Here is a 23,568-nt window from a genome sequence, read left to right on the forward strand (position 1 = left end):
TCGAGCCGGTGCTCGGGACGGTGGTCAGCGGACGACGTCGGGTTCGACGACCGAGTAGGTGACCCGCACGCCGGCCGCCGTCTGCTCGACGCGGTCGGCCGCGTAGTCGCCCTGGATCGAGCGGATGGAGTCGGCCAGACGGCCGTCGCCCGCCTCGGTGCCGGTGCGGAGCACCATGGTCCGGCGCACGTCGCCCGTCTCACCGTCGAGCACCGGGGTGCTCTCGAGCCGGACCGGCGTCGTGGCGAGCACCTGTCCGAGGGCGAGCAGGGCGCGGGAGTCGAGCTGGCCGTCGCTCACGGTCTGCGCGGCCTCCGCCGAGACGCTGAGCGAGGGGTTCAGCAGGAGCTGCGCGCCGAGCGCTGCCCGAGCCGCCGTTCGTCCGGCAGCCTGCTCGGCTGCCGCGTCGACACCGTCGGCGTCGATGCGGCGGACCTCGACGGCCTGCGTCCCGGAGCCGAAGGTCGCGACGAGCTCGGAGTTGTCGATCGCACCCTTCACCTCGGGGAAGGTGGTCGGGAAGGTCCGCATCGAGTCGGTCGTGACGATGTAATCGGCGTCGCGCCAGCCGTTGGGCGACTGAGCCTGGACGGCGGAGTCGGTGTCCATCTTGTAGTACCAGATGACGTTGTCGCGATCGAAGCCGCTCTCGACGAGGTCGACCCACATCGCGTCGTCGACGATCACGCGGGACTCCTTCGGCACATTGGTCTGGACCCATTGCTGGGCTTGCCGGACCGGCTTGTCGAGGTCGGCGAGGAGGAAGCCGCGGAGCTGGGTCGCCGTGTTCGGGACGGCGACGACGGCTGCCGCGAGCACGGCGGCGACCCAGACAGCTCCGGCCGCGCGTCCGCCGAGGAGACGACGGCGCGGTGCACCGGCCTCGACGGTCGAGCGGCGACGGAACTGTCGGATGGCCGCGCCGGTCACTCCCATGATGAGGATCGTCATGAACGGCAGCAGCATGATGACGTACGGCACCGGCAGGTAGCCGCCTGGGCGCAGCATGAAGAGGCCGAGGAAGACGGTCATCGCGGCGATGACACGCAGTCGCGAGATGAAGAGCCCGGCGACGGCGGCCACCGCTCCGGCGACGAGGAGTGCCGCGTCCAACTGCCACCACATGCCGAGGGTCTTCGCCGACAGGCTCTCCGGGTCGAACAGCGACCCGCTCGCGACGCGGGATCCGAGCTGGAAGAAGACGCCGCCGAGGAGGCTCACCCGGTCAGGGCCGGGGATGAGCTCGCCCTTGATGGCGGCGAAGAGCACGTACGTGAAGCCGATGACGACGACGATCGTCGCGGCGACCGGCAGCGTGTACCGGCGGGTCTCCTTCCGAGCCGCGCGCCACATGGTCCAGGCGAGGAAGGGCAGGGCGAGCAGGAAGGTCTCCTTGCTCAGCACGGCGATGCCGAACGCGGCGGCGGAACCCGCGAAGCCGACGAGCTGGTGCTTGCGGCTCGTCGCGAGGATGAAGGCACCGAGGAGCCAGGGCACCGCGACGTTGTCGAGGTAGACGGTGCGGTGGAACTGCACGGCGAGCGGCGAGATCGCGAACACGAGTGCGGCGACGGCGGCCATGGCCCGGCTGAGGTGCAGGCGGCGGGCGAGGACCCACACGAGCACGACGGCGATGAGCGTCGCGACCAGCATGGCCTCACGTGCCGCGACCACGGCGATGTCGTAGCGGTCGAACGCGCCGGTCAGCCCCGTGTAGGCCGCGATCTGCAGCCAGCCGAGCGGCGGGTGGTCGTACCAATAGGTGTAGTGGGCGAGTTCGCCGAGCTTCAGCACGCTCCACGCCTGGGCGGTGTAGGTGCCCTCGTCGTCGATGCGCTGCGGGGATCCGCCCAGGTTCATGGCCTGCACGACGGCGGCGATGGCGAGCACGGGCAGGAGGAAGGCCAGGGTGCGACCGTGGCGCGAGAGCCAGCGGCGCACGACGCCGGGGCCTCGCTGTGCCGGTGGCCCTGAGGTGAGCCAGCCGAGGCGGTCGCTCTCCAGGTGGAGCTCTGGTCGGCCGGGGGCGGCCGGTCGTTCGAGGATGCCGGTCATCGGGTTGCTCCGTTCTGGAGGACGAGCTCGGGTGCGCGGTCGGGCAGGTCGACGGAGACGGGAGCGGCCTCGGTGGCCTCGGCGACCTCCTCGCTGCGGTGGGCGCCGGTGTGCTCCGTCTTCTCCCAGGAGTGGTCGCCCTTCCACTCGCGGAAGACGGAACGGACGGCGGCCAGGCCGAGGAAGATCTGGTACGGGAAGGTGCCGAGGATCAGCCGGGCGTAGTCGCGGAGGCGGACCTTCTGGCCGTAGAGGCGGCCGAACTCACCGAGCCCGGAGGCCTCCACCGCGAGGGTGACGATCGTCGGCGCGAGCGGGATGAAGGTGAGGAGCGCGATCGGCGCGGGGACCTTCGCGAACAGCACCAGCAGGACCGAGACGGGGATGAGGAGGCCGGTCGCCGCCTGGAGGAACGGCATCGACAGCAGGTAGCGGGCGAACATGCGCTGACGGAACGTCGGCAGCTTGCGCCACTCGCCCTTCTTCAGGACCTGCAGGAACCCCTGGTTCCAGCGCGTGCGTTGCTTGTAGAGCGACTGCAGGGTGCCTGGCGTCTCCTCGCGGGTGACGACCTCCGGGCTGTAGGCCACGACGACCGTCGCGCCGGCGCTCGAGAGTCGGACGCCGAGCTCGCAGTCCTCGGCGAGGCAGCCGTCGTCCCAGCCTTCCGACCAGTCGAGCCAGGTCTTCTTCACGAACACCGTGTTGCCGCCGAGCGGGATGAAGCGGGAGTTCGCGTGGAAGTGCAGGCGCGACCGGAACCAGAAGTAGTACTCGAGCACGTTCCGGAGCGACCACCAGCTCGACTGGAAGTTCATGAGCTGCACGCCGCCCTGGACGACGTCGGCGCCGCTCTCGGTGAAGCGGGAGTCCACGAGCGTGAGCAGGCGCGGATGCACCTCGTCCTCGGCGTCGAACACGCCCACGACGTCGCCACGAGCGATCTGCAGCGCCCGGTTGAGGGCCTTGGGCTTGTTCTTCGGCACGCTGTCGTCGACGACCACTTTGATGAGGTCGGGGTGCCGGGCGGCGGCCTCCCGGACGACGCGCTCGGTCCCCGGGTCGTCGTGGCCCACGATCGCGATGATCTCGAAGTCGGGGTGGTCCTGTTCGGCGAGGCGGTCGAGGGTCTGACCCATGACCTCCTCCTCATGCCGACCGGGGACGAGCAGGGTGAAGGAGTGCTTGGCGGGCAGCGGGACCGCGGCGAACCCCGTGTTCTTCAGGTGGCCGGTCGACCGCCAGGCGTGGAGCATCCAGTAGAGCGTGGTGACGGCGATGATCGTCAGCGCGGCGGCGAACAGCAGCATGGTGCCGTAGCCGAGCCACTCACCGATGCTCCAGGAGCCGGGGTCGGCCGCCGACGCCGGGTCCACCAGGGTGCCGCGGTTCGGCAGCGGTTCCGTGGGTGCCGCGGGCTGCGGGGTCAGCAGGGGAGCGGGCTCGTCCGCGGCGGCGAACGGGCGGGCGGGGATGAGCGCGAGCGCTCCGAGCAGCGGTGCGAGTGCGGGTGCCATCAGGACAGGCCTCCAGAGGTCGGCAGTGCGTGGGTCGGTGCGGATCGACGAGGGGTCGTGGTGCGCGGTGCGGCGGCGGGTGCCGATGCGGCCGGGCTCGAAACGGTCGTCTCCTGCGGCGTCGTGCTCCGACGGCGATCGGTCGCCGACTCGGCGGGTCGGAAGACGACGAAGCGGTAGGCGAGGAAGCGGAACACCATGCCGAGGACGAGACCGACGCCGTTGCCCGCGATGTTGTCGGCGAGGGGCGTGGTGTAGCCCAGGACGTAGTGCGAGACGAAGAGACACCCCGCCGCGATCCCGAGGCCGAGGACGTTCATGAGCGCGAAGAGGGCGCCCTCCTTCCATACCGCGCGGCGGTGCTCGGTCCGGAACGTCAGCGCCCGGTTGCCGAGCCACGCGACGATCGTGGCGACGGCGACGGAGATCACCTTCGCGCCGATCGGCTTGTCGTCGAGCACGGTGAACCGGAGGAGGTTGTACACACCGACGTCCACGACGAACGCGGTGCCACCGACGAGGCCGAAGGTGACCAGCTGGGAGACGAGCTTGGGGAGACGCAACGGCTGGCGTGCACGGCGGGGACGCGTTCCCGGTACGACGGATCGTTCGGGGACGGACGGCTGGCTCGGGTGCACGACGGAAGATTCGGGCTTCACGGTCATGCACGCCGTTCGGGGGCAGCGCGAACCGCGGTTTGGTCGATTCCGCCGCCGCCCAGGGCTTTGCCAGGTTCACGAAACAGGGCTGAAATCCCTTGATTTTCCGCGGAAGTTGACGTATTCGCGAGGGCATGGGGGACAACACCGAGGCCCCCTGAACTGGGCCTTCGCCCGCCCGTCAACTGGCACGACGGCGATCCTTCGGTCGCCTACGATGGGGGCAACGCCCGGTGTGCTCGGGCGTCGTGATGCCCTGATTCGAGGGTGCGCGAGACGACCGGCACAGAGGGAGACATCTGGTGGGAAAGCTGATCTACGGGAGTTCATCGCGAGAACTCGAACTCGACGACCGGATGCTCGCGCACGTGAAGTCGATCGCGGTCATGAAGCTGCGGCGCAACGAGTCCTTCACGATCTCCTGGCCGCGCTCGCTCGAGACCGGTGGCGGACGCGTGACGATCTGGGTGCACCCCTCGATCTCGTTGCAGTTCGAGTTCGACCAGGAGGAGCGTCCGGAGCTCAACCGCAGCTGGCTCGAGTCGATGATGCAGGACGCCAACAAGACCGGCGACCTCGCCATCGGACGTGAGGTCCCCGACATCGACCAGCGGGCGCGCCCGACCAACGTCAGCGAGCCCCGCCCCCGGAAGTCCTCCGCGTGAGCGACCGGGTGATCGTCCTCACCGGCGCCAGCGACGGCATCGGTGCTGCGGCCGCGAAGGCGTTGACGGACGCGGGCGAGCAGGTCGTGGTGGTCGGGCGGTCACCGGAGAAGACCGCGGCCGTCGCGCAGCGGATCGGGGCTGCCTCGTTCATCTCCGACTTCGCCGAACTGGCGCAGGTGCGGCTCCTCGCCGAACAGCTCCTCGAGCGGTACCCGCGGATCGACGTCCTCGCCAACAACGCCGGCGGGATCTTCGGCGCCGACCGCCGGGTCACGGCCGACGGCCACGAACAGACGTTCCAGATCAACTACCTGGCACCCGCGCTCCTCACCCACCTCCTGCTGGACCGCCTCATCGAGTCCGAGGCGACGGTCATCAACACCTCGAGCGTCGCCAACCGCCTGTTCGGGAAGCTCGACCTCGACGACCTCGACGCCGAACGCTCCTACTCGCCCACGCGTGCCTATGGCAACGCGAAGCTGGCGCAGATCCTGTTCACGAAGGAGCTCGACCGCCGGTACGGCCCGCGCGGACTGTCCGCCGCGGCGTTCCACCCGGGCGTCATCTCGACGAACTTCTCCAGCTCGCCCGACGGCGCGATGCGGTTCCTCTATGCGAACCCGCTCGGTCGTCGCCTGCTGAACACCCCCGAGGAGGGCGCCGACACCCTCTTCTGGCTCGCCGAGAGTCAGCCGGGCCTCGACTGGACCTCGGGCGGCTACTTCGTGAAGCGGAAGCCCGCACGCACCAACAAGCTCGCCGACGACGTCGCCCTGGCCCGTGGGCTCTGGGAACGGACCGAGGAGCTGCTCGCCGAGCACCGCTGAGCGGTCCCGTCGGCCCGTCTCAGTGACTCCCGCGTCGCCGTTTCGTGGTGACGGGAGCCTAGGCTGGTGGAATGCGATGGAACGAGTGGACGACGGCGCTCGTCGTCGCCGGGGTCCTCGCGCTCGCCGCGCTGCTGATGCTCCTGGTCCTCGGACCCGAGGCACCGGTCGTGTGGGGACTCGTCTCCGGGGTGCTGCTCGCCCTCGTCGTCGGTGCCATGGCGTTCGTCAAGCGCGAGCGCTGACCCAGTCCGGGTAGACCTCTCCGGTCACTGAGCTTGTCGAAGTGCCAGAAGGGACCTCCCTATCCTGTCCAGGCCTGGGCGAGTCGGTCTCGGGTGCGCGAGGATGGACCAATGACGACGAAGCGCATCCTGTTCATCGGCGGCAGCGGCATCATCTCCTCAGCGTCGGTCGCCAGAGCGGTGTCGCTCGGCCATGACGTCACCGTCCTGAACCGCGGCCTGTCCCACGTCCGCCCCCTCCCCGAGGAGGTCGAGCTCCTCCGCGCGGACGTGCGCGACACCGACGCGGTGACCGAGACGCTCGGCTCGCGCGAGTTCGACGTCGTGGCGCAGTTCACCGCGTTCACGCCACCGCAGGTGCAGGCGGACATCGACCGCTTCGCCGGTCGGATCGGCCAGTACGTGTTCATCAGCTCCGCTTCTGCCTACCAGAAGCCGCCACAGCGCCTGCCCGTCGTGGAGTCGACGCCGCTCCGGAACCCGTTCTCCCAGTACGCGCGCGACAAGATCTCCTGCGAGGACGTCCTCGTCCACGCTTACCGCGAGCAGGGTTTCCCGGCGACGATCGTGCGCCCGTCACACACCTACGACCGGACGCTCATCCCCACGATGGGACGGCGCACCGACCTCGACCGCATGCGCGCGGGCAAGCCGGTGGTCGTCCACGGCGACGGGACGACCCGCTGGACCATCACCCACACCGAGGACTTCGCGGTCGGGTTCGTCGGCCTGCTGGGTCGCCGCGACGTGCTCGGGGAGGCCTTCCACATCACGGGCGATCACGCACCGAGCTGGAACGACATCACCCGGTGGATTGCTGAGGCGGCCGGCGTGGAGGCCGACATCGTGCACGTGCCGTCCGACGTCATCGCGGAGGTCCACCCGCCGCTCGGGCCGACGCTCCTCGGCGACAAGGCGTTCCCGATGGTCTTCGACAACACGCGCATCCGCAGTCTCGTGCCGGAGTTCCGGCCCACCATTCCGTTCTGGGACGGCGCGGCGGAGATGGTCGCGTTCCACGACGCGAACCCGCACTGGCAGCCGGCCGAGCCGGAGCTCGACGCCGCCTTCGACCGGATGGTCGCCGCCGTCGGTCGCTGAGCGATCCTCGGTCCCTGAGCGATCTGCGGTCCCTGAGCTTGTCGAAGGGCGGCCCTCGGCCAATCACAGGAACCGGGACACCGGTCACGCCCTTCGACAGGCTCAGGAACCGGCGGGGGCGGCCTCCGCGGCCCGGAGGTCCTTCCGGAGGATCTTCCCCGATGCCGACTTCGGGATGGCGTCGACGAACGCCACGCGCCGGATCTTCTTGTGCGGGGCGACCCGCTCCGTGACCCACGCCATGAGTGCCTCGGCGGTGACGTCCTGGCCCGGTTGCAGGACCACGAACGCCTTCGGCACCTCTTGGCCCTCGTCATCGAGCACCCCGATGACGGCCGCGTCGGCGATCGCCGGGTGTCCGAGCAGTAGCGCCTCGAGCTCCGCCGGCGCCACCTGGTAGCCGTGGTACTTGATGAGCTCCTTCAACCGTTCGATGATCCGCACGGTGCCGTCACCGCGGACGGTCGCGATGTCGCCGGTGTGGAGGAAGCCGTCGGCCTCGAGGGTCTCGCGGGTGGCCTCCTCGTTGCCGAGGTACCCGAGCATGACGTTCGGCCCGGCGCAGAGCAACTCGCCCGCCGCGCTCTCCTCGTCCGAGCCCTCGGCCGGGTAGTCCACCTCGGCGCCGGTCTCGGGATCGACGATCCGGCACTGCATGTTTGGCAGCGTCGTGCCGACGCTGTCGAGGGACGCCCCCTCGGCCTGGAACGTGATCGCGTGACTGACCGGGCTGAGTTCGGTCATGCCGTAGCCCTGCCGCATCCGACAGCCGAGGCGCTCCTCGACCGCCCGCCCGAGCGTCGCGTCCAGGGGCGCGGCACCGGAGAAGATCGTGTGGACGCTCGAGAGGTCGAACTCGTCGACGAGCGGGTGCTTCGCCAGGGCCACCGCGATCGGCGGGGCGATGAACACGTAGCTGCAGCGGAAGTCCTGGATGATCCGGAGGAACTCCGCCAGGTCGAACCGCGGCATGGTCACGAGCGAGGCGCGCCGCGACAGCGCGAGGTTGAGGAGCACCGTCATGCCGTAGATGTGGAAGAACGGCAGGACCGCGAGGATCCGGTCGTCGGCGACCATGCCGAGCTGGGGGATCGACTGCTGCACGTTCGCGACGAGGTTCCGGTGCGAGAGCATCACGCCCTTCGGCCGACCAGTCGTGCCGGAGGAGTAGGGCAGCACCGCCACGTGCGTGGCCGGGTCGAACGAGACGTCCGGCGCGGGGAGGCGGCGCAGGAGGAGGTCGCTCAGGGACGCGTGCCCCTCCGCGCCGTCGAGGACGACGACGCGGTCGGAGGGGATCCCGCAGGCGCTCGCCGCAGCCCAGGCCTGGGGGAGCAGCGGGGAGACGGTAAACAGCATCGTCGCACCGGCGTCGCGCAGCTGCGCCTCGATCTCCTCGGCGTTGTAGAGGCCGTTCACCGTCGTCGCCGTCGCGCCCGCGCGCAGGATGCCGTGGAACACGGTCGCGAAGGCGGGCACGTTCGGCGCGTGGAGGGCGACGACGTCGCCGACCCCGATTCCGGCCGCCGCGAGGGCGCCGGCCAGGGCGTTGATCTGGCCGATGAGCTGTCGATAGCTCGTCTCGGCACCGGTGGTGCCGTCGCGGAGGGCAATGCGGTCGAGGTCGCTCGGGGCGATGCCGCCGAACAGGGTGTCGTAGACGCTCAGGTCGGGGATCTCGACGTCGGGATGCGGGCTGATGAACACGAGTGATCTCCTTCGAACACCGGTGATGGTGGAGTGAGTCTATCCACGCCGGGGGCTCGTTAGGCTGAACCCGTGAACGCGTCCCGCCCCATCCTCGGTCTCCTGCTCGACGTCGACGGCCCCATCGCCAGTCCGATCACTCGGACGATCAACCTCCCGAGCATCGCGCAGGACCTCGCGACGCTCGCGAACGCCGGGGTCCCGATCGCCTTCAACACCGGGCGGAGCGATGCGTTCCTCCGCGAGGTGGTCGTCCCACCGCTCCTGGCCGCCGGGCTCGCGGACGATGTCCGGCTCTACGGCATCTGCGAGAAGGGCGCCGTGTGGTTCGGCTTCTCGGCGGCCGGGGTCGACGAGCTGAGCCTCGATCAGGACGTCGCGATGCCGGAGGGCTACGGCGACGTCATCGAGCGCCTCGTCGACGAACGGTACGCCGAGACGGTGTTCTTCGACCACACCAAGCGCGCGATGGTCTCGGTCGAGCAGCACGTCGAGGTGCCGGCCGCGGACTACGCGGTCGTGCGGAAGCACTTCGACGACGACGCCCGGGCCGAGCTCGCCCGTCGCGGGTTCGGGGTCGAGCACGCGCCCGGCCGCTACCCGGACGACGCCGGGCTCGTGCAGTACCGCATCGACCCGACCATCATCTCCACCGACATCGAGTCGGTTCGGCTTGGCAAGGACCTCGGCGCCGAGCGCGCGCTCGAACTCCTCGAGGCCGACGGCGGTGCGCTCCCGCTCGCCTGGCGCACGGTCGGCGACTCCCGGAGCGACTACGCGATGGCCGACTGGTTGTTCGAGCACGGGTTCGAGGTCGCGCACGTGGACGTCCGTCCCGCCGACGGCGTCCCCGAGAAGCCGTACCCGGTGCTGACCCACCCGACGCTCATCCACGACGAGGCTGGTGCGGCATTCCTGGCCCGCTGGGTCGCCATGGTGCAGGGGACCGCGACCGACGACGCCGACGTGAGCTGACGATGGCCGGCGAGGAGGGGCGTCCGACGGGCCGCCGTCGACCCGGTCCGACGACGGAGCGCGGGCTCGACCGCGTCGTCAACTTCAGCGACGCCGTCGTCGCCATCGCGATCACGCTGATCATCCTGCCGCTCGTCGACCTCGCGCAGGAGGACGACGGCGGCCCCGTGGCTGTGTTCCTCGGCGACAACTGGACCGGGCTCGCCGCAGCGGCGCTGAGCTTCGTCGTCATCGCCAACTTCTGGCGCGACCACCACCGCCTGTTCGAGCGCACCGCCAAGTACTCGACGCGGCTCGTGACCTTGAACTTCCTCTGGCTCGCCGGGATCGTGTTCTTGCCGCTGCCGACGGTGCTCCTCTTCGACGGGACGGGTGACGACCGCGGCGCACCGACGCTCTACATCGCGACGATGCTCGTGTCGATGGTCGCGGTGCGACTCCAGCAGGTGGTCGTCGAGCGGGACGGGCTGCTCAGCGACGAAGCGGCAGCCGTGCCGCGCCAACCGTGGGTGCTCGTGTGGTTCCCGATCGGCCTGATGCTGCTCGCCGGGATCCTGGCCGCGACGGTGCCGGGGCTCGGTGCCCAGGCGCTCTACCTCCTGCTGCTGTCGATCCCGATCGGCTGGATCGGTGGTCGGCGGCACCGGGGCGCCCCTTCGACAAGCTCAGGGACCGGGGAACCTTCCGGTCCCTGAGCTTGTCGAAGGGTGGGGTGCGTCGGGTGGGGCTGCACTTCGACAGGCTCAGTGACCGGTGGTGAAGGTGGCTCAGGGACCGGAAGCTTGCCGGCGGGTCAGGTCTGGCAGTGGGGACACCAGTAGGTGTCGCGGAGCGCGGTGGGGTCGGCACCGAGTTTGCCCCGCTGGATCCGGGTGCCGCAGCGCAGGCAGCGTTGACCGTCGCGTGAGTACACCCAGGTCTTCCGGCCGGGCCTCGTGTCGCCCGTCGTGACGCGGTTGCGGCGGTCGCGATTGGCGTTGATGAGCCGGTAGCCGAGGCGTACGGCGCCCGGCAGGTCGACCTCCGCGGTGGGCCTCGTCGGGAGGACCCCGCGGATGAAGCAGAGTTCGTTGACGTACTCGTTGCCGAGCCCCGCGAGGTTGCGCTGGTCGAGCAGCGCGACGTGGATCTCGCGGCCGTCGGCCTCGAGGTTGTGGATGGCACGCTCCTCGTCCCAGTCCGGTCCGAGGAGGTCGGGACCGAGCCAGCCGAAGCGCTCTTCGTCCTCGCGCGAGGGGAACACCTCGACGAGGCCGAGTTCGAACCCGACCGTCACCCAGTGCTGCGTCGACACGATCGCGCGCGCCTTCCAGGCCGGCCGCCGCCAGTGCTCGCCCGGCTGGTAGACGTGCCACAACCCCTCCATCTTGAGGTGCGTGTGGAGCGTGTGGTCGCCGATGTGGTGCAGGAGGTGCTTGCCACGTGGGATGACGTCGTGGACGACGTCGCCCCTCAGGTCGATGGTCGCGAAGGCGGGCACCCGCAGGTCGAAGCCGGTGACGACCTCGCCGGCGAGCGCCTGCCGCAACCGGTGCGCGGCTTGGAAGACCGTGTCACCCTCTGGCATGAACCGCTCCGTCCGTTCCGGCTACGGTGCCACCGGCAGGGTGTCCGGCGCAACCCGTGGCGGGACGGCCGCGAGCCGGTTCACCCACGCCGGAGCCGCAATCCACGCGGCGTCTCGACGAATCCGGCGTCGCGGAGGGCGTGGCCCGTCGGGGTGCCGAGCACGAAGGCGCCGTTGACCTGCTCGATGCCGAGCTTCTCGATGCGACCAGCGCGCACCGTGGACGCCAGGGAACGCGCCCCGGCGCGGAGCTGGTCGTCGTCCTCAGAGAACACGAGCGCCGTCTTGCCACCGCGTTCCAGGTAGTAGACCGGCGCTCCGTCGACGAGGACGACGAGCGCACCCGCCTTCCGCCCCGGCCGGTGCTTCACCCCGGTGACCTCCTGGCCCGGCCAACCGAGGGCGGCGCCGTAGGGGTTCGCCGGGTCGGTCGCGGCGAGGGTGACGGCGTCGAGCGGTGGCTCGTCGTCGGTCCGGATGAACCCGCGCAGGCGGTCGACGGTGCCGGAGGAGGCGAACTGCGCCCCGCCGAGGCGTTCCACGAAGTATCCGCGACGGCAGCGACCGTTCTCCTCGAACTGCTTCAGCACGCGGTAGGCGAGGGCGAAGCCGCCAGTCACGCCCTCCGCGACGACGGACCCGCGCGTCACGACGCCGTACCGCTCGAGCAGGGTCTCGCCCGTGGCGACGGCACGGATGGTGGCGTCCTGCTCGGCCAGCGGCAGGATCGACCACCGGCCGCCGAGGGTCTGGCTCGCCCGCGTCGACATCGAGGGGCGCTGCAGGTTGCGGCCACGGTACAGCTTCGATCGCGGGGTCTGCCGTTGCACCCGGTGCGCCGAGTTCCCCGAGCCGGAACCCACCAGGGTGCGGAGCGGTGAGAAGGTGTCGTTGGTGACGAGCCCGGCCCACACGAGCTCCCAGAGGGCGTCGACGAGGAGCTTGTCGTCCGTCGAGCCGACCGACTCCGCGAGCTGCCGGAAGAAGTACGCGCCGCCCCCGCCGAGCGTCGCGAGCAGTTCGGTCTGCAGGGCGTCCGGGGTGTGCGGCGTCGGAGCGAGGGGCAGCGTGAGGGGCGCCGTGTCGGCGAGGTGGAGCGCGACCCAGCCGTCGTTGCCGGGGATCGAACCGCTACCCGACCACACGACCTCGCCCGTCGCGGTGAGTTCGTCGAGCATGGCGGGACTGTAGTCGGCGACGCGCGAGGGCAGGATGAGCGACTCCCAGGCCGACGCCGGGATGGGCGCGCCGGCGAGCTGGTCGATGACCGTCGCGACGCCGTCGACGCCGCGGAGCGTCCCGCCGAGGTGCTGCCACACCGGCAGGAACCGGGCGAACGCCTGCTGCTCGACCGGCTCGACCTCGTGCCGCAGCGCGGCGAGCGAACGGATGCGGAGCTTGCGCAGCACGCCGGCGTCGCACCACTCCGTCGCATCGGTGGGGCTGCGGTCGGCGTCGTCGTCCTCGCCCACCTGCTGCCGGCCGGCGGGGAGGAACTCGCCCTTGACCACGCGGCCGGCGTCGGCCAGCCGGGCGAGCGTGTGCTGGACCACCGCGGTCCCGAGACCGAAGCGCCTGGCCGTCTGCCCGGTCGTGAACGGCCCGTGCGTGCGCGCGTGGCGGGCGAGGAGGTCGCCCAACGGATCGGCGACCGGCTCGGTGAACGCGACCGGTACGCCGATGGGCAGCGGGGTGCCGAGTGCGTCGCGGAGTCGGCCTGCATCCTCGATCGCGGCGAAGCGCTCCTCGCCGGCGATCGGGACGCGGATGACGCGCTTCGAGCGTTCGAGTTCGGCGACGGCGGCCGCCGAGCGAGCCGGATCGGGGGCCCAGGCTTGCGGGTCGTCGCCACGACTCGCCTCGCCGTCGGCGGAGACGGTGACGCCGTCGAAGGTCGTCCGGGCCGCGATCTCGTCGATGGTGAGCGGGCCGAGCATCCGCAGCGCGTCGGCGACGCCCTCGACCCCCTTGAGTCGACGCTCGGGGTCGAGACGCTGCAGCTCGAGCGCGGTCTGCTCGATGACGCCGGGGTCGAGGAGCTCGCGGAGTTCCACCCGACCGAGGAGTTCGCCGAGCATGGTGCTGTCGACCGCGAGCGCCGCGGCCCGACGCTCGGCCAACGGGCTGTCGCCCTCGTACATGAACGCGCCGACGTAGCCGAACAGGAGCGAACGGGCGTAGGGCGAGGGCTGATCGGTCGTGGTCTCGACGATGCGGATCGCGCGCGACTGCAGCTCACGCGCGAGGTGGTCGAGGGCCGGGAGGTCGTACACGTCCTGGAGACACTCGCGGAGCGTCTCGAGGATGATCGGGAACGTCGGGTACTGCTTCGCGACCTCGAGGAGCTGCGCCGACCGCTGGCGCTGCTGCCAGAGCGGCGAGCGTTTCTGCGGCGAGTAGTTCGGGAGCAGGAGGGCACGGGCGGCGCACTCGCGGAACCGCGAGGCGAACAATGCCGACCCGCCGACCTCCTGCGTGACGAGGGCGTCGAGCTCCTCCGGTTCGAAGACGAAGAGTTCGGCTCCCGGCGGCTCGCTCTCGGTGTCGGGCAGGCGGACGATGATGCCGTCGTCGCTCGCCACCGCCGAGCCGTCGACCCCGAGGCGCTCCTGCACCCGAGCGCCGACCGCGAGCGCCCAGGGAGCGTGCACACGGAGTCCGTAGGGGGAGTGGAGGATGACCCGCCAGTCGCCGAGTTCGTCGCGCGAGCGTTCGACGACGAGGGTCGTGTCGTTGGGGACGACACCCGTCGCCTCGCGCTGCTCGCGGACGTAGGCGACGAGGTTGCTGATGGCCCGCTCGTCGAGGCCGGCTGCTTCGAGACGTGGGGTGGAGCCCGTGCCGGTGGTGTCGAGCTCGCGCACGAAGGCGCCGATGGCGCGACCGAGCTCGGCCGGGCGACCGATGCCGTCGCCCTTCCAGAACGGCAGTCGCCCCGGCTGGCCGAACGCCGGCGTCACGAGCACGCGGTCGTGGGTGATCTCCTGGATGCGCCAGCTCGTGGCGCCGAGGGCGAAGACGTCGCCGACGCGGGACTCGTAGACCATCTCCTCGTCGAGCTCGCCGACGCGCGCGCCGGCGCCGGACTCGCCGACCATGAACACGCCGAAGAGCCCGCGGTCGGGGATGGTGCCGCCGCTCGTGACGGCGAGGCGCTGCGCCCCCGGCCGACCGGTCAGGACCCCGGCGTCGCGATCCCAGACGATCCGCGGCCGCAGTTCGGCGAAGGCGTCGGAGGGGTAGCGTCCGGCCAGGAGGTCGAGTGTCGCCTCGAAGGCCGAGCGGGGCAGGGAGGCGAACGGGGCACTGCGCTTGACCGTCTCGAACCAATCCTCCACGCCGAGTTCGTCGAGCGCGACCGCCGCGACCGTCTGCTGCGCGAGGATGTCGAGCGGGTTGGAGGGGACTTCGATCGACTCGATGAGCCCGGCCTCCATCCGCTCGGTCGCGACCGTGGTGCTGATGAGGTCGGCGCGGTGCTTCGGGAACAGGACGCCTCGGGAGACCTCGCCCACCTGGTGGCCGGCGCGGCCGACCCGCTGCAGGCCGCTCGCGACGCTCGGCGGGGACTCCACCTGGATGACGAGGTCGACCTCGCCCATGTCGATGCCGAGCTCGAGGCTCGAGGTCGCGACCACGCAGCGCAGGCGTCCGGACTTGAGGTCCTCCTCGATGCCCGCGCGCTGCTCCTTGGAGACGGATCCGTGGTGGGCGCGTGCGAGGAGGGGGATGTCGTCGTCGCTCTCCTCGGTGGCCGGCCGGGCGGCTGCGGCCGCGACGCTCGTCGATCCGCGGGTCTGGCCGCTCTGGGCCATGAGCTGCGCCGGTGGACGCCCGGCACCGGGGGTCGTGAGAGTGGCGTCGCTGAGTCGGGCCTCGTTGATCTCGTTGAGCCGGGCCGTGAGCCGCTCCGCCAACCGACGGGAGTTGGCGAACACGATGGTGGAGCGGTGCGCGAGCACGCGGTCGACGATCGCCTCCTCGACGTGGGGCCAGATGCTGCCGACGCGGTCTTCACCGCCGCCGTCGCTGTTCGGGGTGTACCCGGTGAACCCGCCGCCACTGCCGTCGTCGTCGGCCTCACCGGGCGTTCGCATGCCGGCGTCGGGGTCGGTCATGTCGTCGACCGGGACGACCACGTGCAGGTCGAAGGTCTTCGCGGCCGGCGGGGCCACGATCTCGACCGGTGCGCGGCCGCCGAGGAACCGCGCGACCTCCTCGGCGGGGCGCACCGTGGCGGAGAGCCCGATGCGCTGCACCGGCTTCTCGAGCATGGCGTCGAGCCGCTCGAGCGACACCGCGAGGTGGGCGCCGCGCTTCGTCGAGGCGACGGCGTGGATCTCGTCGATGATGACGGTGTCGACCGTGCGGAGGGTCTCGCGTGCCGCACTCGTGAGCATGAGGAAGAGCGACTCGGGCGTGGTGATGAGGATGTCCGGTGGCTCTTTGGCCATCGCCCGGCGGTCGGCGGACGGGGTGTCGCCCGAGCGGACGCCGACACTGATGGTGGGTGGTTCGGTGCCGAGGCGGCGCGCCGCCTGGGCGATGCCGACGAGCGGGGTGCGGAGGTTGCGCTCGACGTCGACGCCCAGGGCCTTCAGCGGCGAGATGTAGAGGACGCGGGTGCCGCGGGAGCGCTCGCGCTGGGCGGCGGCGGCCTCCGCTTCGTCGGCCTCGAGGCCGGTGAGCGGGACGCCGGTGCGCGGCCGCACGGCGTGTTCGGCGATGGCCTCGGAGAGCAGGCGGTCGATCGACCAGAGGAACGCGGACAGGGTCTTGCCCGAACCGGTCGGCGCGACGACGAGGGCGTTGGCGCCGCGGGAGATCGCATCCCAGGCACCCGCCTGCGCCGGCGTGGGCGCGACGAAGGCCCCCTCGAACCAGTCGCGCGTCGCGGGGGAGAAGCGCTCGAGCACCTCGGTCATGGGTTCCATCATCCTGCACCCCACCGACACCGCGACCGGCGTCGCGCGCGGTCGCGTGGCCCCGTATGATCCCGCCGCGCGTCGGGCGCGGTGTCCGGTCGAACCGCCGCCCGCCTGGATCGCCGCTCGGCTCCATACGGTATGAAGGAGCTATGAGCGTTCGTACCCCTGATCCCAACCCGGAACCCGATCTCCCCGGCAATTCCAATCCGGGCTGGCTGTCGGACGTCGAACTCGAGGAGATCCGCCGCCGGCTCCCGCTGCTGTACGTGGAGGCCGTGCCGGTCCGCGTCGACGGCTTCGGCGTCGTCACCGAGGTGGGCGTCCTGCTCCGGGCCACGGCGCTCGGCGAGATGACGCGAACGCTCGTCTCCGGTCGCGTCATGTACGGCGAGACGATCCGCGACGCGCTCTTCCGCCACCTGGAGAAGGACCTCGGTCCGATGGCGTTCCCGCTGCTCCCTGCGTCGCCCGTGCCGTTCCAGGTGGCCGAATACTTCCCATTGCCCGGCCTCTCGCCGTACTCCGACGACCGGCAGCACGCCGTCGCACTGGCGTACGTCGTCCCCGTGACCGGCACCTGCGAACCCCGCCAGGACGCGCTCGAACTCACGTGGATGACACCCGAGGCGGCGTCCTCCGACGCGATCGCCGCCGAGATGGAGGGCGGCCGCGGCACGCTCCTCCGCGCGGCCCTCGCCTCCGTCGGACGGCTGCGCTAGCCCTTCGACAGGCTCAGGGACCGGGTACGGGCTCAGGGACCGGGGGAGTGGCTCAGGGACCGGGGGAGCGGCTCAGGGACCGGATAAGGGCTCAGGGACCGATGCGTCAGCGGGTGTAGCGGACCTCGTCGATCATCTCGCCGAGGAACGGCTCGGTCTTGGCTCCACCGTCGAGGACGAACCCGTTGCGCTGGTAGAAGCGGTGCGCACGCGGATTGTCCGCGGCGACCCACAGGAATGACGGCTGACCGTCGGGGATGGCGGCGTCGAACAGCTGCTGACCGATGCCGGTCCCGTGGAACGCGTCCAACAGGTAGATGAAGTACAGCTCGCGCTCACGGGGTGCGTCCTCGTCGCGGGCTGGGCCCGAACCCGAGAAGCCGACGATCTCGCCGTCGACGAGCGCTGCGAAGTGCGTGTACTCGGGACCCTGCGCGGCCCAGTGGGTCCACAGCTCGGCCATGCGGCGTGGTGACAGCTTCGCGAGGGTGGCCGAGCTGATGAGGTGGTCGTAGGTCTCGTGCCAGCACGTGGCGTGCACACGCCCCAGCGACTCGGCGTCGACGTCTCGGATGGGGCGGACGACTGCGGTGGCGTTCATGGTGGAACCGTATCCCGAGCGCCCCCGTCTCGCGAAATCGAGTGGGTCCGCGAACGGCGAAGCGCCGCCCACCCTGCGGTGGACGGCGCTTTCCTCGAGCGGTTCGCTGCTAGTTGCCGCTGGACGCGCGACGGTTGGTCCGGGGGCGCGAGGACTCGGCGGGAGCGCCCGAGTTCGCGGCGTAGCCGGTGCTGTAGTGCGTGCGGCTGCCACCGGTGGCGGCACCGGCGCCTGCACGCGCGCCGCCCGAGCGACCGGCGCCGGAGCGCTGTCCGCCCTGACCACCGTTACCGCCGGCGGGACGACCGCCACGACGACCGCCGCCGCCCTGGCCGCCCTCGCGAGGAGCGCTGTCGCGGCTCGCGCCGGCGCGGGCACCGTCGCGGTCGCGGTGACCGTTGCCGAGGCCGTTGCCGTCGCGGGCTGCACGCTTACGCTGCGCGTTGGCACCCTGCGAGCGACCACCACCGCCACCACCCTGCTGCTGCACGGCAGCACGCGGCGCGGGCTTCACGTAGGCGGCGACGTCGCCGATGAGCTCGAGGACCGCCGGAGAGGTCGCGGTGACCGCCTGCGGGGTGACGTTGATCTCGGCCTTGCGGAGGAGCTTCTTGAGGTCCTCCATCTGGCCGGGGATCGCGAGGGTGACGACGTCACCGGCGCTGCCCGCACGAGCCGTGCGGCCCGAGCGGTGCAGGTACGCCTTGTGCTCGGTCGGCGGGTCGACGTGGATGACGAGTTCGACGTCGTCGACGTGCACACCGCGGGCGGCGACGTCGGTGGCGACGAGGACCTTGGCGGTCCCGGCGCTGAAGGCCGCGAGGTTGCGGTCGCGGGCCACCTGCGAGAGGTTGCCGTGCAGGTCGACCGCGGGGATGCCGGAGTCGGTGAGCTGCTTCGCGAGCTTCTTGGCGTGGTGCTTCGTGCGCATGAAGAGGATGCGTCGGCCACTACCCGAGGCGAGGGCCTGGATGAGGTCCTTCTTCGACTCGACCGAGGGGGTCGTGAAGACGTGGTGCGTCATCGCGGCGACGGGCGAGTTCGCCTCGTCGACGGAGTGGAGCACCTCGTTCTGCAGGAACTTGCGGACGAGCTTGTCCACGCCGTTGTCGAGCGTCGCGGAGAACAGCAGACGCTGCCCGCCGCGAGGCGTCTTGTCGAGGATGCGCGTGACGACCGGCAGGAAGCCGAGGTCGGCCATGTGGTCGGCCTCGTCGAGGACGGTGATCTCCACGGCGTCGAGGTTCACGAAGCCCTGCTTCATGAGGTCCTCGAGGCGGCCGGGGCAGGCGATGACGATGTCGACGCCGGCGCGGAGCGCCTCTTCCTGACGCTTCTGCGAGACGCCGCCGAAGATCGTGGTGGTCTTCAGCGAGTAGGCGTCGGCCAGCGGCTGCATGACCGCGGCGATCTGGGTGGCGAGCTCGCGCGTCGGTGCGAGGACGAGTCCGAGCGGGCGACCCGGGCGGCGCTTGCCACCGGCGAGGGCGCCGCCGAGACGGGCGACCATCGGGATGCTGAAGGCCAGGGTCTTGCCGGAGCCGGTCTTGCCGCGGCCGAGGACGTCGCGTCCGCCGAGGGTGTCGGGGAGCGTGTCGATCTGGATGGGGAACGCGCTCGTCTTGCCGTCCTTCGCGAGGGAGGCGACGAGCGGTGCCGGGACGCCGAGGGCGTCGAAGGTGATGGTTGCTTCGGTCATGGGTGTGTGTCTCTTTCAGGCACGGCCACGAGCTTCGATGACGGCTGCCGGCGCACTCGTGTGCGGTAGCGGGCACTGCCGGGATGACCACGCACGTGATGACTCACGTGGATGGTACGGCGTGCTTCCGTCGGCGTCGTCGCTGGTGGGAGGTGGCGAAGGCGCAGGTCGCGCATCCGTTCGCCGTATGAAGTGTCATCGACCCTGGCATGCACCGCTGGGTGCCGTGCAGGGGAGAGAGGGAGCGTTCTACGACGCAAGCGAGTACCGCGCCGGATGGCGCGATCGCACGCAAGTTCCTCCAGCGTAGCGCATCAGGCGAGGAGTCTGCTGGGAGTGGCGCGTTACGGCTGTGTTTCCATCTCCTGGAATCGGTCGTCGGCGCTTGACAGTCCGCTGGAGCAGGTGAGTAATGTGTCACCCACCACAAACCCGGATCCGTGTACTGTGTCACACGGTACAGAAAGGCCTGTCGCCCATGAGCTTCGACGAAGACGCCCGAGCAGCGAGCACCGCGGTGCACGCGGGAGGCCGTTACGCCGCCGTCGCACCGATCGCGGGAGTCCGCATCCCGCTGGGCGCCCGACAGGTCGCGCTGGGAGCTGGCGAGCTCGGTGCGTGGCAGCGTCGGAACCGCGACGCCACCGTCCCGCACTCGATCGAGCAGCTCCGCCTCGCCGGCAACCTCGACAACCTCGCCCGGATCTCCGACCCGGGGGACGGCACGTCACGCTTCCGCGGGCGCTACCCGTTCCTCGACACGGACGTCTTCAAGACCCTCGAAGGCCTCGCCTACCTGCTCGCCGAGGACGAGGTCGTCGGGGCGGCACCCGGCGACGTCCGCGACTTCTACGAGGAGGCCGTCGGCGTCATCGAAGCCGCGCAGCGCGAGGACGGGTACCTCAACTCCTACTTCCAGGCTCCGGAGATCGAGAAGGAACCCTGGGAGGACCTCGCCTGGGGCCATGAGCTGTACAACCTCGGGCACCTCATCCAGGCGGCGGTCGCCGCGAAGCGTCGTCTCGGCGACGACCGTCTGCTGATCGTCGCCCGGGCGTTCGCCGACCTCGCCGTCGAACGGTTCGGACCGGACGGCGACCCGCAGGTGTGCGGGCACCCCGAGGTCGAGATGGCCCTGGTCGAGCTGTTCCGTGAGACCGGCGTGCCGTCCTACCTCGAGCTCGCGACCGCGTTCGTCGACCGACGTGGTCACGGCACGGTCGAGCTCCGGGTCTTCCCCGCCGAGTACTTCCAGGACTCGGCCCCACTGCGCGAGCTCGACTCCGTGACCGGACACGCCGTCCGCATGGCGTACCTGGCCGCCGGAGCGACCGACGTCGCCCTCGAACGCGGCGACCAGGAGCTGCTCGCGTCGCTGCAGCGGCTCTGGGACGACATGGTGGAGACGAAGCTCTACCTCACGGGCGGCCTCGGGAGTCGACACTCCGACGAGGCAATCGGCGACCGCTACGAGCTGCCGTCCGAACGCTCCTACAGCGAGACGTGCGCGGCGATCGCCGTGATGCAGTGGGGCTGGCGCCTGTACCTCGCGACCGGGTCGGCCGCCGTCCTCGACACCGTCGAGACCGTCCTCTACAACGCGTACGCCGCAGGCCTCTCCGCAGACGGCATGGCCTTCTTCTACGACAACCCGCTGCAGCGTCGTCCCGACCACCTCCAGCGGTCGGGGGCGGAGGCGGACGGCGAACTCCTCCGGCGGAGCTGGTTCGGCTGCCCGTGCTGCCCGCCGAACATCGTGCGCTGGACCGCGGAGCTGCAGGATCACCTCGCGACGTCGACCCCCGCCGGTGTCGAAGTCGCCCACCTCACCGCGGCGTCGATCGCGACCGAGCGGCTCTCCTTCACCGTCGACACCGCGTATCCGTGGGACGGAGCGGTCACCGTGACGGTGGACACCGCCGCCGACGACGAGGTCGAGCTCGCGATCCGCATCCCCGCGTGGGTCGTGGGCGGCTCCATCCGCATGGGCGGATCGAGCGCGCCGCTCGAACCCGTCGACGGATGGGTCCGTGTCCGGCGCTGGTGGCGTGCGGGCGACACCGTGGAGCTCGACCTCCCGATGCCCGTCCGGGCGCACGGCGCGCACCCCTCCGTGGACGCCCTCCGCGGCTCGATCGCCTTCGCCCGCGGACCGATCGTCTCCTGCGCCGAGCAGCAGGACACGACGGCGGACCTCGACCTCCTGCGGTTCTCCGGAGCCGACGCGGATCGCGCGGTCGTCGAGCACCGTCGGATCCTGGACCGGGAGGGGATCGACGCCGTCGCGCTCCTCGTCCCGGCGACCGTCGACGCCCCCGCTCCGGCCGTGCTCTACCCGATCCTGTCCGGGGCGCCCGACACCGAGCCCGCCACGGCACCGCTCGCCGCGGTCGCGACGACGGCCTCGGTGACACAGACCACCGCGACCCTCATCCCCTACGCCCTCTGGGGCAACCGCGAACCGGGTGCCATGCGCGTCTGGTTCCGCTCCCACTGACCTCCTCCCGTCCCCCGACCCCGCTCCACCCTCTCCATCCGCGGGCGACCCGCCCGATCGACACGAAAGCAGAGCGTCATGAAGCAACGATTCTCCATCCCCGCCCTCGCGGCGGCGGCCGTCCTCCTCCTCGCGGGGTGTACCTCCGCGGGTTCGGGCTCGGGAGGTGACGGCCCGTCCAGCACCCCGGTGAAGGGCGGCACCGTCGACGTCCTCCTGAACGCGGACTTCTCGCACCTCGACCCGGTCCAGGGCTTCGATGGCGGCGTGAACAACTTCTACCGCCTCATCTACCGCACGTTGACGACGCAGTCGACGGGCGAGGGTGCCAAGGGCACCGAGATGGTCCCCGACCTCGCGACCGACCTCGGCACGGTGAGCGACGACGGCCTCCAGTGGACGTTCACGCTCAAGGACGACCTCAAGTTCGAGGACGGCACGCCGATCACGAGCAAGGACGTGAAGTTCGGCGTCGAGCGCTCCTTCGACCCGGCCATCGCCGTCGGATCGCCCTACGCCCGCCTCACGATCGCCGGCACGGACTCGTACGAGGGCCCGTACATCACGGGTGACCTGCCGTCCATCCAGACGCCGGACGACCAGACCATCGTCTTCACGCTCAAGGAGCCGTTCGCCGACTTCGCGAGCGTCGTCGGGCAGAACAGCTTCACGCCCTTCCCCGCCGACACCGAGCGGGTGACGACGACGAGCCTCGACAAGATGCCGATCGCCTCCGGCCCCTACAAGGTCGACAGCTACGAGCGCGGCTCGCAGCTGAAGCTCGTCCGCAACGACTCGTGGGACCCGAAGACGGACGACGTCCGCAAGGCCTACCCGGACGGCTTCGACTTCACCTTCGGCCTCGACGCCTCGACCATCGACGAGCGCATGATCGCCGGCCAGGGTGACGACGCGAACGCGATCGCCGGGTCCGTCCAGGCAGCCTCCATCTCCCGGATCCAGACGCCGGCACTCAAGGCACGCACCATCGCCGGCCTCCAGGGCTGCACCACGTACATGGGTCTGAACACGACCAAGCCGAACATGGACAACCCGCTGGTCCGCCAGGCCATCGCCTACGCCATCGACCGCGAGTCGGTGAAGGACGCCTCGGGCGGATCGCAGCTCGCGGACATCGCGACCACCATGCTGCCGCCCACCGTCGCCGGCCACACCGAATTCGACCTCTACCCGAGCAAGGACAACGCAGGCGACCCGGAGAAGGCCAAGGAACTCCTCACCGAGGCGGGCCTCCCCGACGGCTTCTCGTTCACGCTCGACATCCGCAGCCAGCCCAAGATGCAGGCGCAGGCCGAGGCGGTGCAGCAGGCGCTCGCGAAGGCCGGCATCACGGTGAACTTCAACCTCATCGACACCTCGACCTACTACGAGGTCATCGGCACGACGTCGCAGCAGAACGACGCCGCCATCACCGGCTGGTGCCCGGACTGGGCCTCCGGCTCGACCTTCCTGCCGCCGCTCTTCGACGGCTCGCAGATCTTCCCGAAGGGCAACTCGAACATCGCACAGCTGAACGACCCCGCCGTCAACGAGCGCATCGCCGAGATCCGCGCGATGACCGACACCGACGAGGCCAACGCCGCTTGGGGCGCGCTCGACGAGCAGATCCAGAAGCTCGTGCCGACGGTGCCGCTGCTGTTCGAGAAGACGGTCATGGTCGTCGGAGCGAACGTCGCCGGTGCGTACTCGCACGCCGGGTACTCCGGTGGCATCGACTACGTGTCCGTCGGCCTGTCCTCTGCCGGCAAGTAGTCGGAAAGCCGGTAGCCCCAGATGTCGTCG

17 protein-coding genes are annotated in these 23,568 nt (G+C 70.6%); 9 read left to right on the forward strand and 8 right to left on the reverse strand.

Annotation, left to right across the window (positions count from 1 at the left end; translation table 11 throughout):
* Nucleotides 1–24: 24 nt before the first annotated feature.
* The 3 genes from ACQG07_RS18065 to ACQG07_RS18075 are packed head-to-tail and all read right to left on the reverse strand — an operon-like array spanning nucleotide 25 to nucleotide 4,237.
* A complete protein-coding gene (locus ACQG07_RS18065) occupies nucleotides 25–2,055 on the reverse strand; it encodes an ArnT family glycosyltransferase (RefSeq protein ID WP_426739030.1) in 2,031 nt (676 codons plus the stop codon).
* Entirely contained in the window at nucleotides 2,052–3,572 is a 1,521-nt protein-coding gene (locus ACQG07_RS18070) for a glycosyltransferase (RefSeq protein WP_064294296.1), read from the reverse strand. Before ACQG07_RS18070 ends, ACQG07_RS18065 begins: the two co-directional genes overlap by 4 nt.
* Complete coding sequence (locus tag ACQG07_RS18075; protein WP_426739031.1) at nucleotides 3,572–4,237, reverse strand: GtrA family protein; 666 nt, start codon at nucleotides 4,235–4,237, stop codon at nucleotides 3,572–3,574. The genes ACQG07_RS18070 and ACQG07_RS18075 overlap by 1 nt, the downstream gene beginning before the upstream one ends.
* 296 nt (nucleotides 4,238–4,533) lie before the next feature.
* Here ACQG07_RS18075 and ACQG07_RS18080 point away from each other — a divergent pair, with 296 nt between their 5' ends.
* From ACQG07_RS18080 to ACQG07_RS18095, 4 genes are all read left to right on the forward strand, one after another.
* On the forward strand, nucleotides 4,534–4,896 hold the full coding sequence (locus ACQG07_RS18080) for a hypothetical protein (protein WP_079705204.1): 363 nt from the start codon (nucleotides 4,534–4,536) through the stop codon (nucleotides 4,894–4,896).
* On the forward strand, nucleotides 4,893–5,726 hold the full coding sequence (locus ACQG07_RS18085; RefSeq protein ID WP_426739032.1) for an SDR family NAD(P)-dependent oxidoreductase: 834 nt from the start codon (nucleotides 4,893–4,895) through the stop codon (nucleotides 5,724–5,726). The genes ACQG07_RS18080 and ACQG07_RS18085 overlap by 4 nt, the downstream gene beginning before the upstream one ends.
* A gap of 71 nt (nucleotides 5,727–5,797) precedes the next feature.
* A complete protein-coding gene (locus ACQG07_RS18090) occupies nucleotides 5,798–5,971 on the forward strand; it encodes a hypothetical protein (protein ID WP_161578549.1) in 174 nt (57 codons plus the stop codon).
* A 111-nt stretch (nucleotides 5,972–6,082) separates the two neighbouring features.
* The gene (locus tag ACQG07_RS18095; RefSeq protein WP_274499487.1) at nucleotides 6,083–7,072 is read left to right on the forward strand and encodes an NAD-dependent epimerase/dehydratase family protein; all 990 of its coding nucleotides are present in this window, start codon (nucleotides 6,083–6,085) and stop codon (nucleotides 7,070–7,072) included.
* Nucleotides 7,073–7,174: 102 nt separating this feature from the next.
* On the opposite strand, the gene ACQG07_RS18100 is transcribed toward ACQG07_RS18095, so the two are convergent.
* Nucleotides 7,175–8,779 carry an AMP-binding protein gene (locus ACQG07_RS18100; RefSeq protein WP_426739033.1) on the reverse strand — a complete coding sequence of 535 codons (1,605 nt, stop codon included), beginning with the start codon at nucleotides 8,777–8,779 and terminating at the stop codon, nucleotides 7,175–7,177.
* Nucleotides 8,780–8,851: 72 nt separating this feature from the next.
* On the opposite strand from ACQG07_RS18100, the gene ACQG07_RS18105 reads away from it, so the two are divergent.
* Together ACQG07_RS18105 and ACQG07_RS18110 are read left to right on the forward strand one after the other, a co-directional pair.
* Nucleotides 8,852–9,754: a hypothetical protein gene (locus tag ACQG07_RS18105; RefSeq protein WP_124768774.1), complete on the forward strand. Its 903-nt coding sequence runs from the start codon at nucleotides 8,852–8,854 to the stop codon at nucleotides 9,752–9,754.
* Nucleotides 9,755–9,756: 2 nt separating this feature from the next.
* Nucleotides 9,757–10,449: a TMEM175 family protein gene (locus ACQG07_RS18110; protein WP_274499489.1), complete on the forward strand. Its 693-nt coding sequence runs from the start codon at nucleotides 9,757–9,759 to the stop codon at nucleotides 10,447–10,449.
* 98 nt (nucleotides 10,450–10,547) lie between these two features.
* On the opposite strand, the gene ACQG07_RS18115 is transcribed toward ACQG07_RS18110, so the two are convergent.
* On the reverse strand, nucleotides 10,548–11,321 hold the full coding sequence (locus ACQG07_RS18115; protein ID WP_274499490.1) for a DNA-formamidopyrimidine glycosylase family protein: 774 nt from the start codon (nucleotides 11,319–11,321) through the stop codon (nucleotides 10,548–10,550).
* A gap of 80 nt (nucleotides 11,322–11,401) precedes the next feature.
* Complete coding sequence (locus ACQG07_RS18120) at nucleotides 11,402–16,246, reverse strand: ATP-dependent helicase (RefSeq protein WP_426739034.1); 4,845 nt, start codon at nucleotides 16,244–16,246, stop codon at nucleotides 11,402–11,404.
* Nucleotides 16,247–16,398: 152 nt separating this feature from the next.
* Here ACQG07_RS18120 and ACQG07_RS18125 point away from each other — a divergent pair, with 152 nt between their 5' ends.
* Entirely contained in the window at nucleotides 16,399–16,968 is a 570-nt protein-coding gene (locus ACQG07_RS18125) for an NUDIX hydrolase family protein (protein ID WP_064294286.1), read from the forward strand.
* A 106-nt stretch (nucleotides 16,969–17,074) separates the two neighbouring features.
* Here the strand turns inward: ACQG07_RS18125 and ACQG07_RS18130 are convergent, their stop codons facing one another.
* Together ACQG07_RS18130 and ACQG07_RS18135 are read right to left on the reverse strand one after the other, a co-directional pair.
* The gene (locus ACQG07_RS18130) at nucleotides 17,075–17,569 is read right to left on the reverse strand and encodes a GNAT family N-acetyltransferase (protein WP_079705213.1); all 495 of its coding nucleotides are present in this window, start codon (nucleotides 17,567–17,569) and stop codon (nucleotides 17,075–17,077) included.
* A 109-nt stretch (nucleotides 17,570–17,678) separates the two neighbouring features.
* A complete protein-coding gene (locus tag ACQG07_RS18135) occupies nucleotides 17,679–19,268 on the reverse strand; it encodes a DEAD/DEAH box helicase (RefSeq protein WP_079705214.1) in 1,590 nt (529 codons plus the stop codon).
* A gap of 478 nt (nucleotides 19,269–19,746) precedes the next feature.
* On the opposite strand from ACQG07_RS18135, the gene ACQG07_RS18140 reads away from it, so the two are divergent.
* Nucleotides 19,747–21,765: a glycoside hydrolase family 127 protein gene (locus ACQG07_RS18140; protein ID WP_426739035.1), complete on the forward strand. Its 2,019-nt coding sequence runs from the start codon at nucleotides 19,747–19,749 to the stop codon at nucleotides 21,763–21,765.
* Nucleotides 21,766–21,843: 78 nt separating this feature from the next.
* The gene (locus tag ACQG07_RS18145) at nucleotides 21,844–23,538 is read left to right on the forward strand and encodes an ABC transporter substrate-binding protein (protein ID WP_124768779.1); all 1,695 of its coding nucleotides are present in this window, start codon (nucleotides 21,844–21,846) and stop codon (nucleotides 23,536–23,538) included.
* Nucleotides 23,539–23,568: the final 30 nt, after the last annotated feature.

Source organism: Plantibacter sp. 2H11-2 (genome assembly GCF_050031945.1).
GTDB classification, from domain to species: domain Bacteria; phylum Actinomycetota; class Actinomycetes; order Actinomycetales; family Microbacteriaceae; genus Plantibacter; species Plantibacter auratus.

Coding starts and splice junctions, on each gene's coding strand:
- ACQG07_RS18140 (WP_426739035.1), top strand. CDS start 19,747: ATGAGCTTCGACGAAGACGCCCGAGCAGCGAGCACCGCGGTGCACGCG.
- ACQG07_RS18070 (WP_064294296.1), bottom strand. CDS start 3,572: ATGGCACCCGCACTCGCACCGCTGCTCGGAGCGCTCGCGCTCATCCCC.
- ACQG07_RS18075 (WP_426739031.1), bottom strand. CDS start 4,237: ATGACCGTGAAGCCCGAATCTTCCGTCGTGCACCCGAGCCAGCCGTCC.
- ACQG07_RS18120 (WP_426739034.1), bottom strand. CDS start 16,246: ATGACCGAGGTGCTCGAGCGCTTCTCCCCCGCGACGCGCGACTGGTTC.
- ACQG07_RS18135 (WP_079705214.1), bottom strand. CDS start 19,268: ATGACCGAAGCAACCATCACCTTCGACGCCCTCGGCGTCCCGGCACCG.
- ACQG07_RS18130 (WP_079705213.1), bottom strand. CDS start 17,569: ATGAACGCCACCGCAGTCGTCCGCCCCATCCGAGACGTCGACGCCGAG.
- ACQG07_RS18090 (WP_161578549.1), top strand. CDS start 5,798: ATGCGATGGAACGAGTGGACGACGGCGCTCGTCGTCGCCGGGGTCCTC.
- ACQG07_RS18145 (WP_124768779.1), top strand. CDS start 21,844: ATGAAGCAACGATTCTCCATCCCCGCCCTCGCGGCGGCGGCCGTCCTC.
- ACQG07_RS18065 (WP_426739030.1), bottom strand. CDS start 2,055: ATGACCGGCATCCTCGAACGACCGGCCGCCCCCGGCCGACCAGAGCTC.
- ACQG07_RS18115 (WP_274499490.1), bottom strand. CDS start 11,321: ATGCCAGAGGGTGACACGGTCTTCCAAGCCGCGCACCGGTTGCGGCAG.
- ACQG07_RS18110 (WP_274499489.1), top strand. CDS start 9,757: ATGGCCGGCGAGGAGGGGCGTCCGACGGGCCGCCGTCGACCCGGTCCG.
- ACQG07_RS18095 (WP_274499487.1), top strand. CDS start 6,083: ATGACGACGAAGCGCATCCTGTTCATCGGCGGCAGCGGCATCATCTCC.
- ACQG07_RS18125 (WP_064294286.1), top strand. CDS start 16,399: ATGAGCGTTCGTACCCCTGATCCCAACCCGGAACCCGATCTCCCCGGC.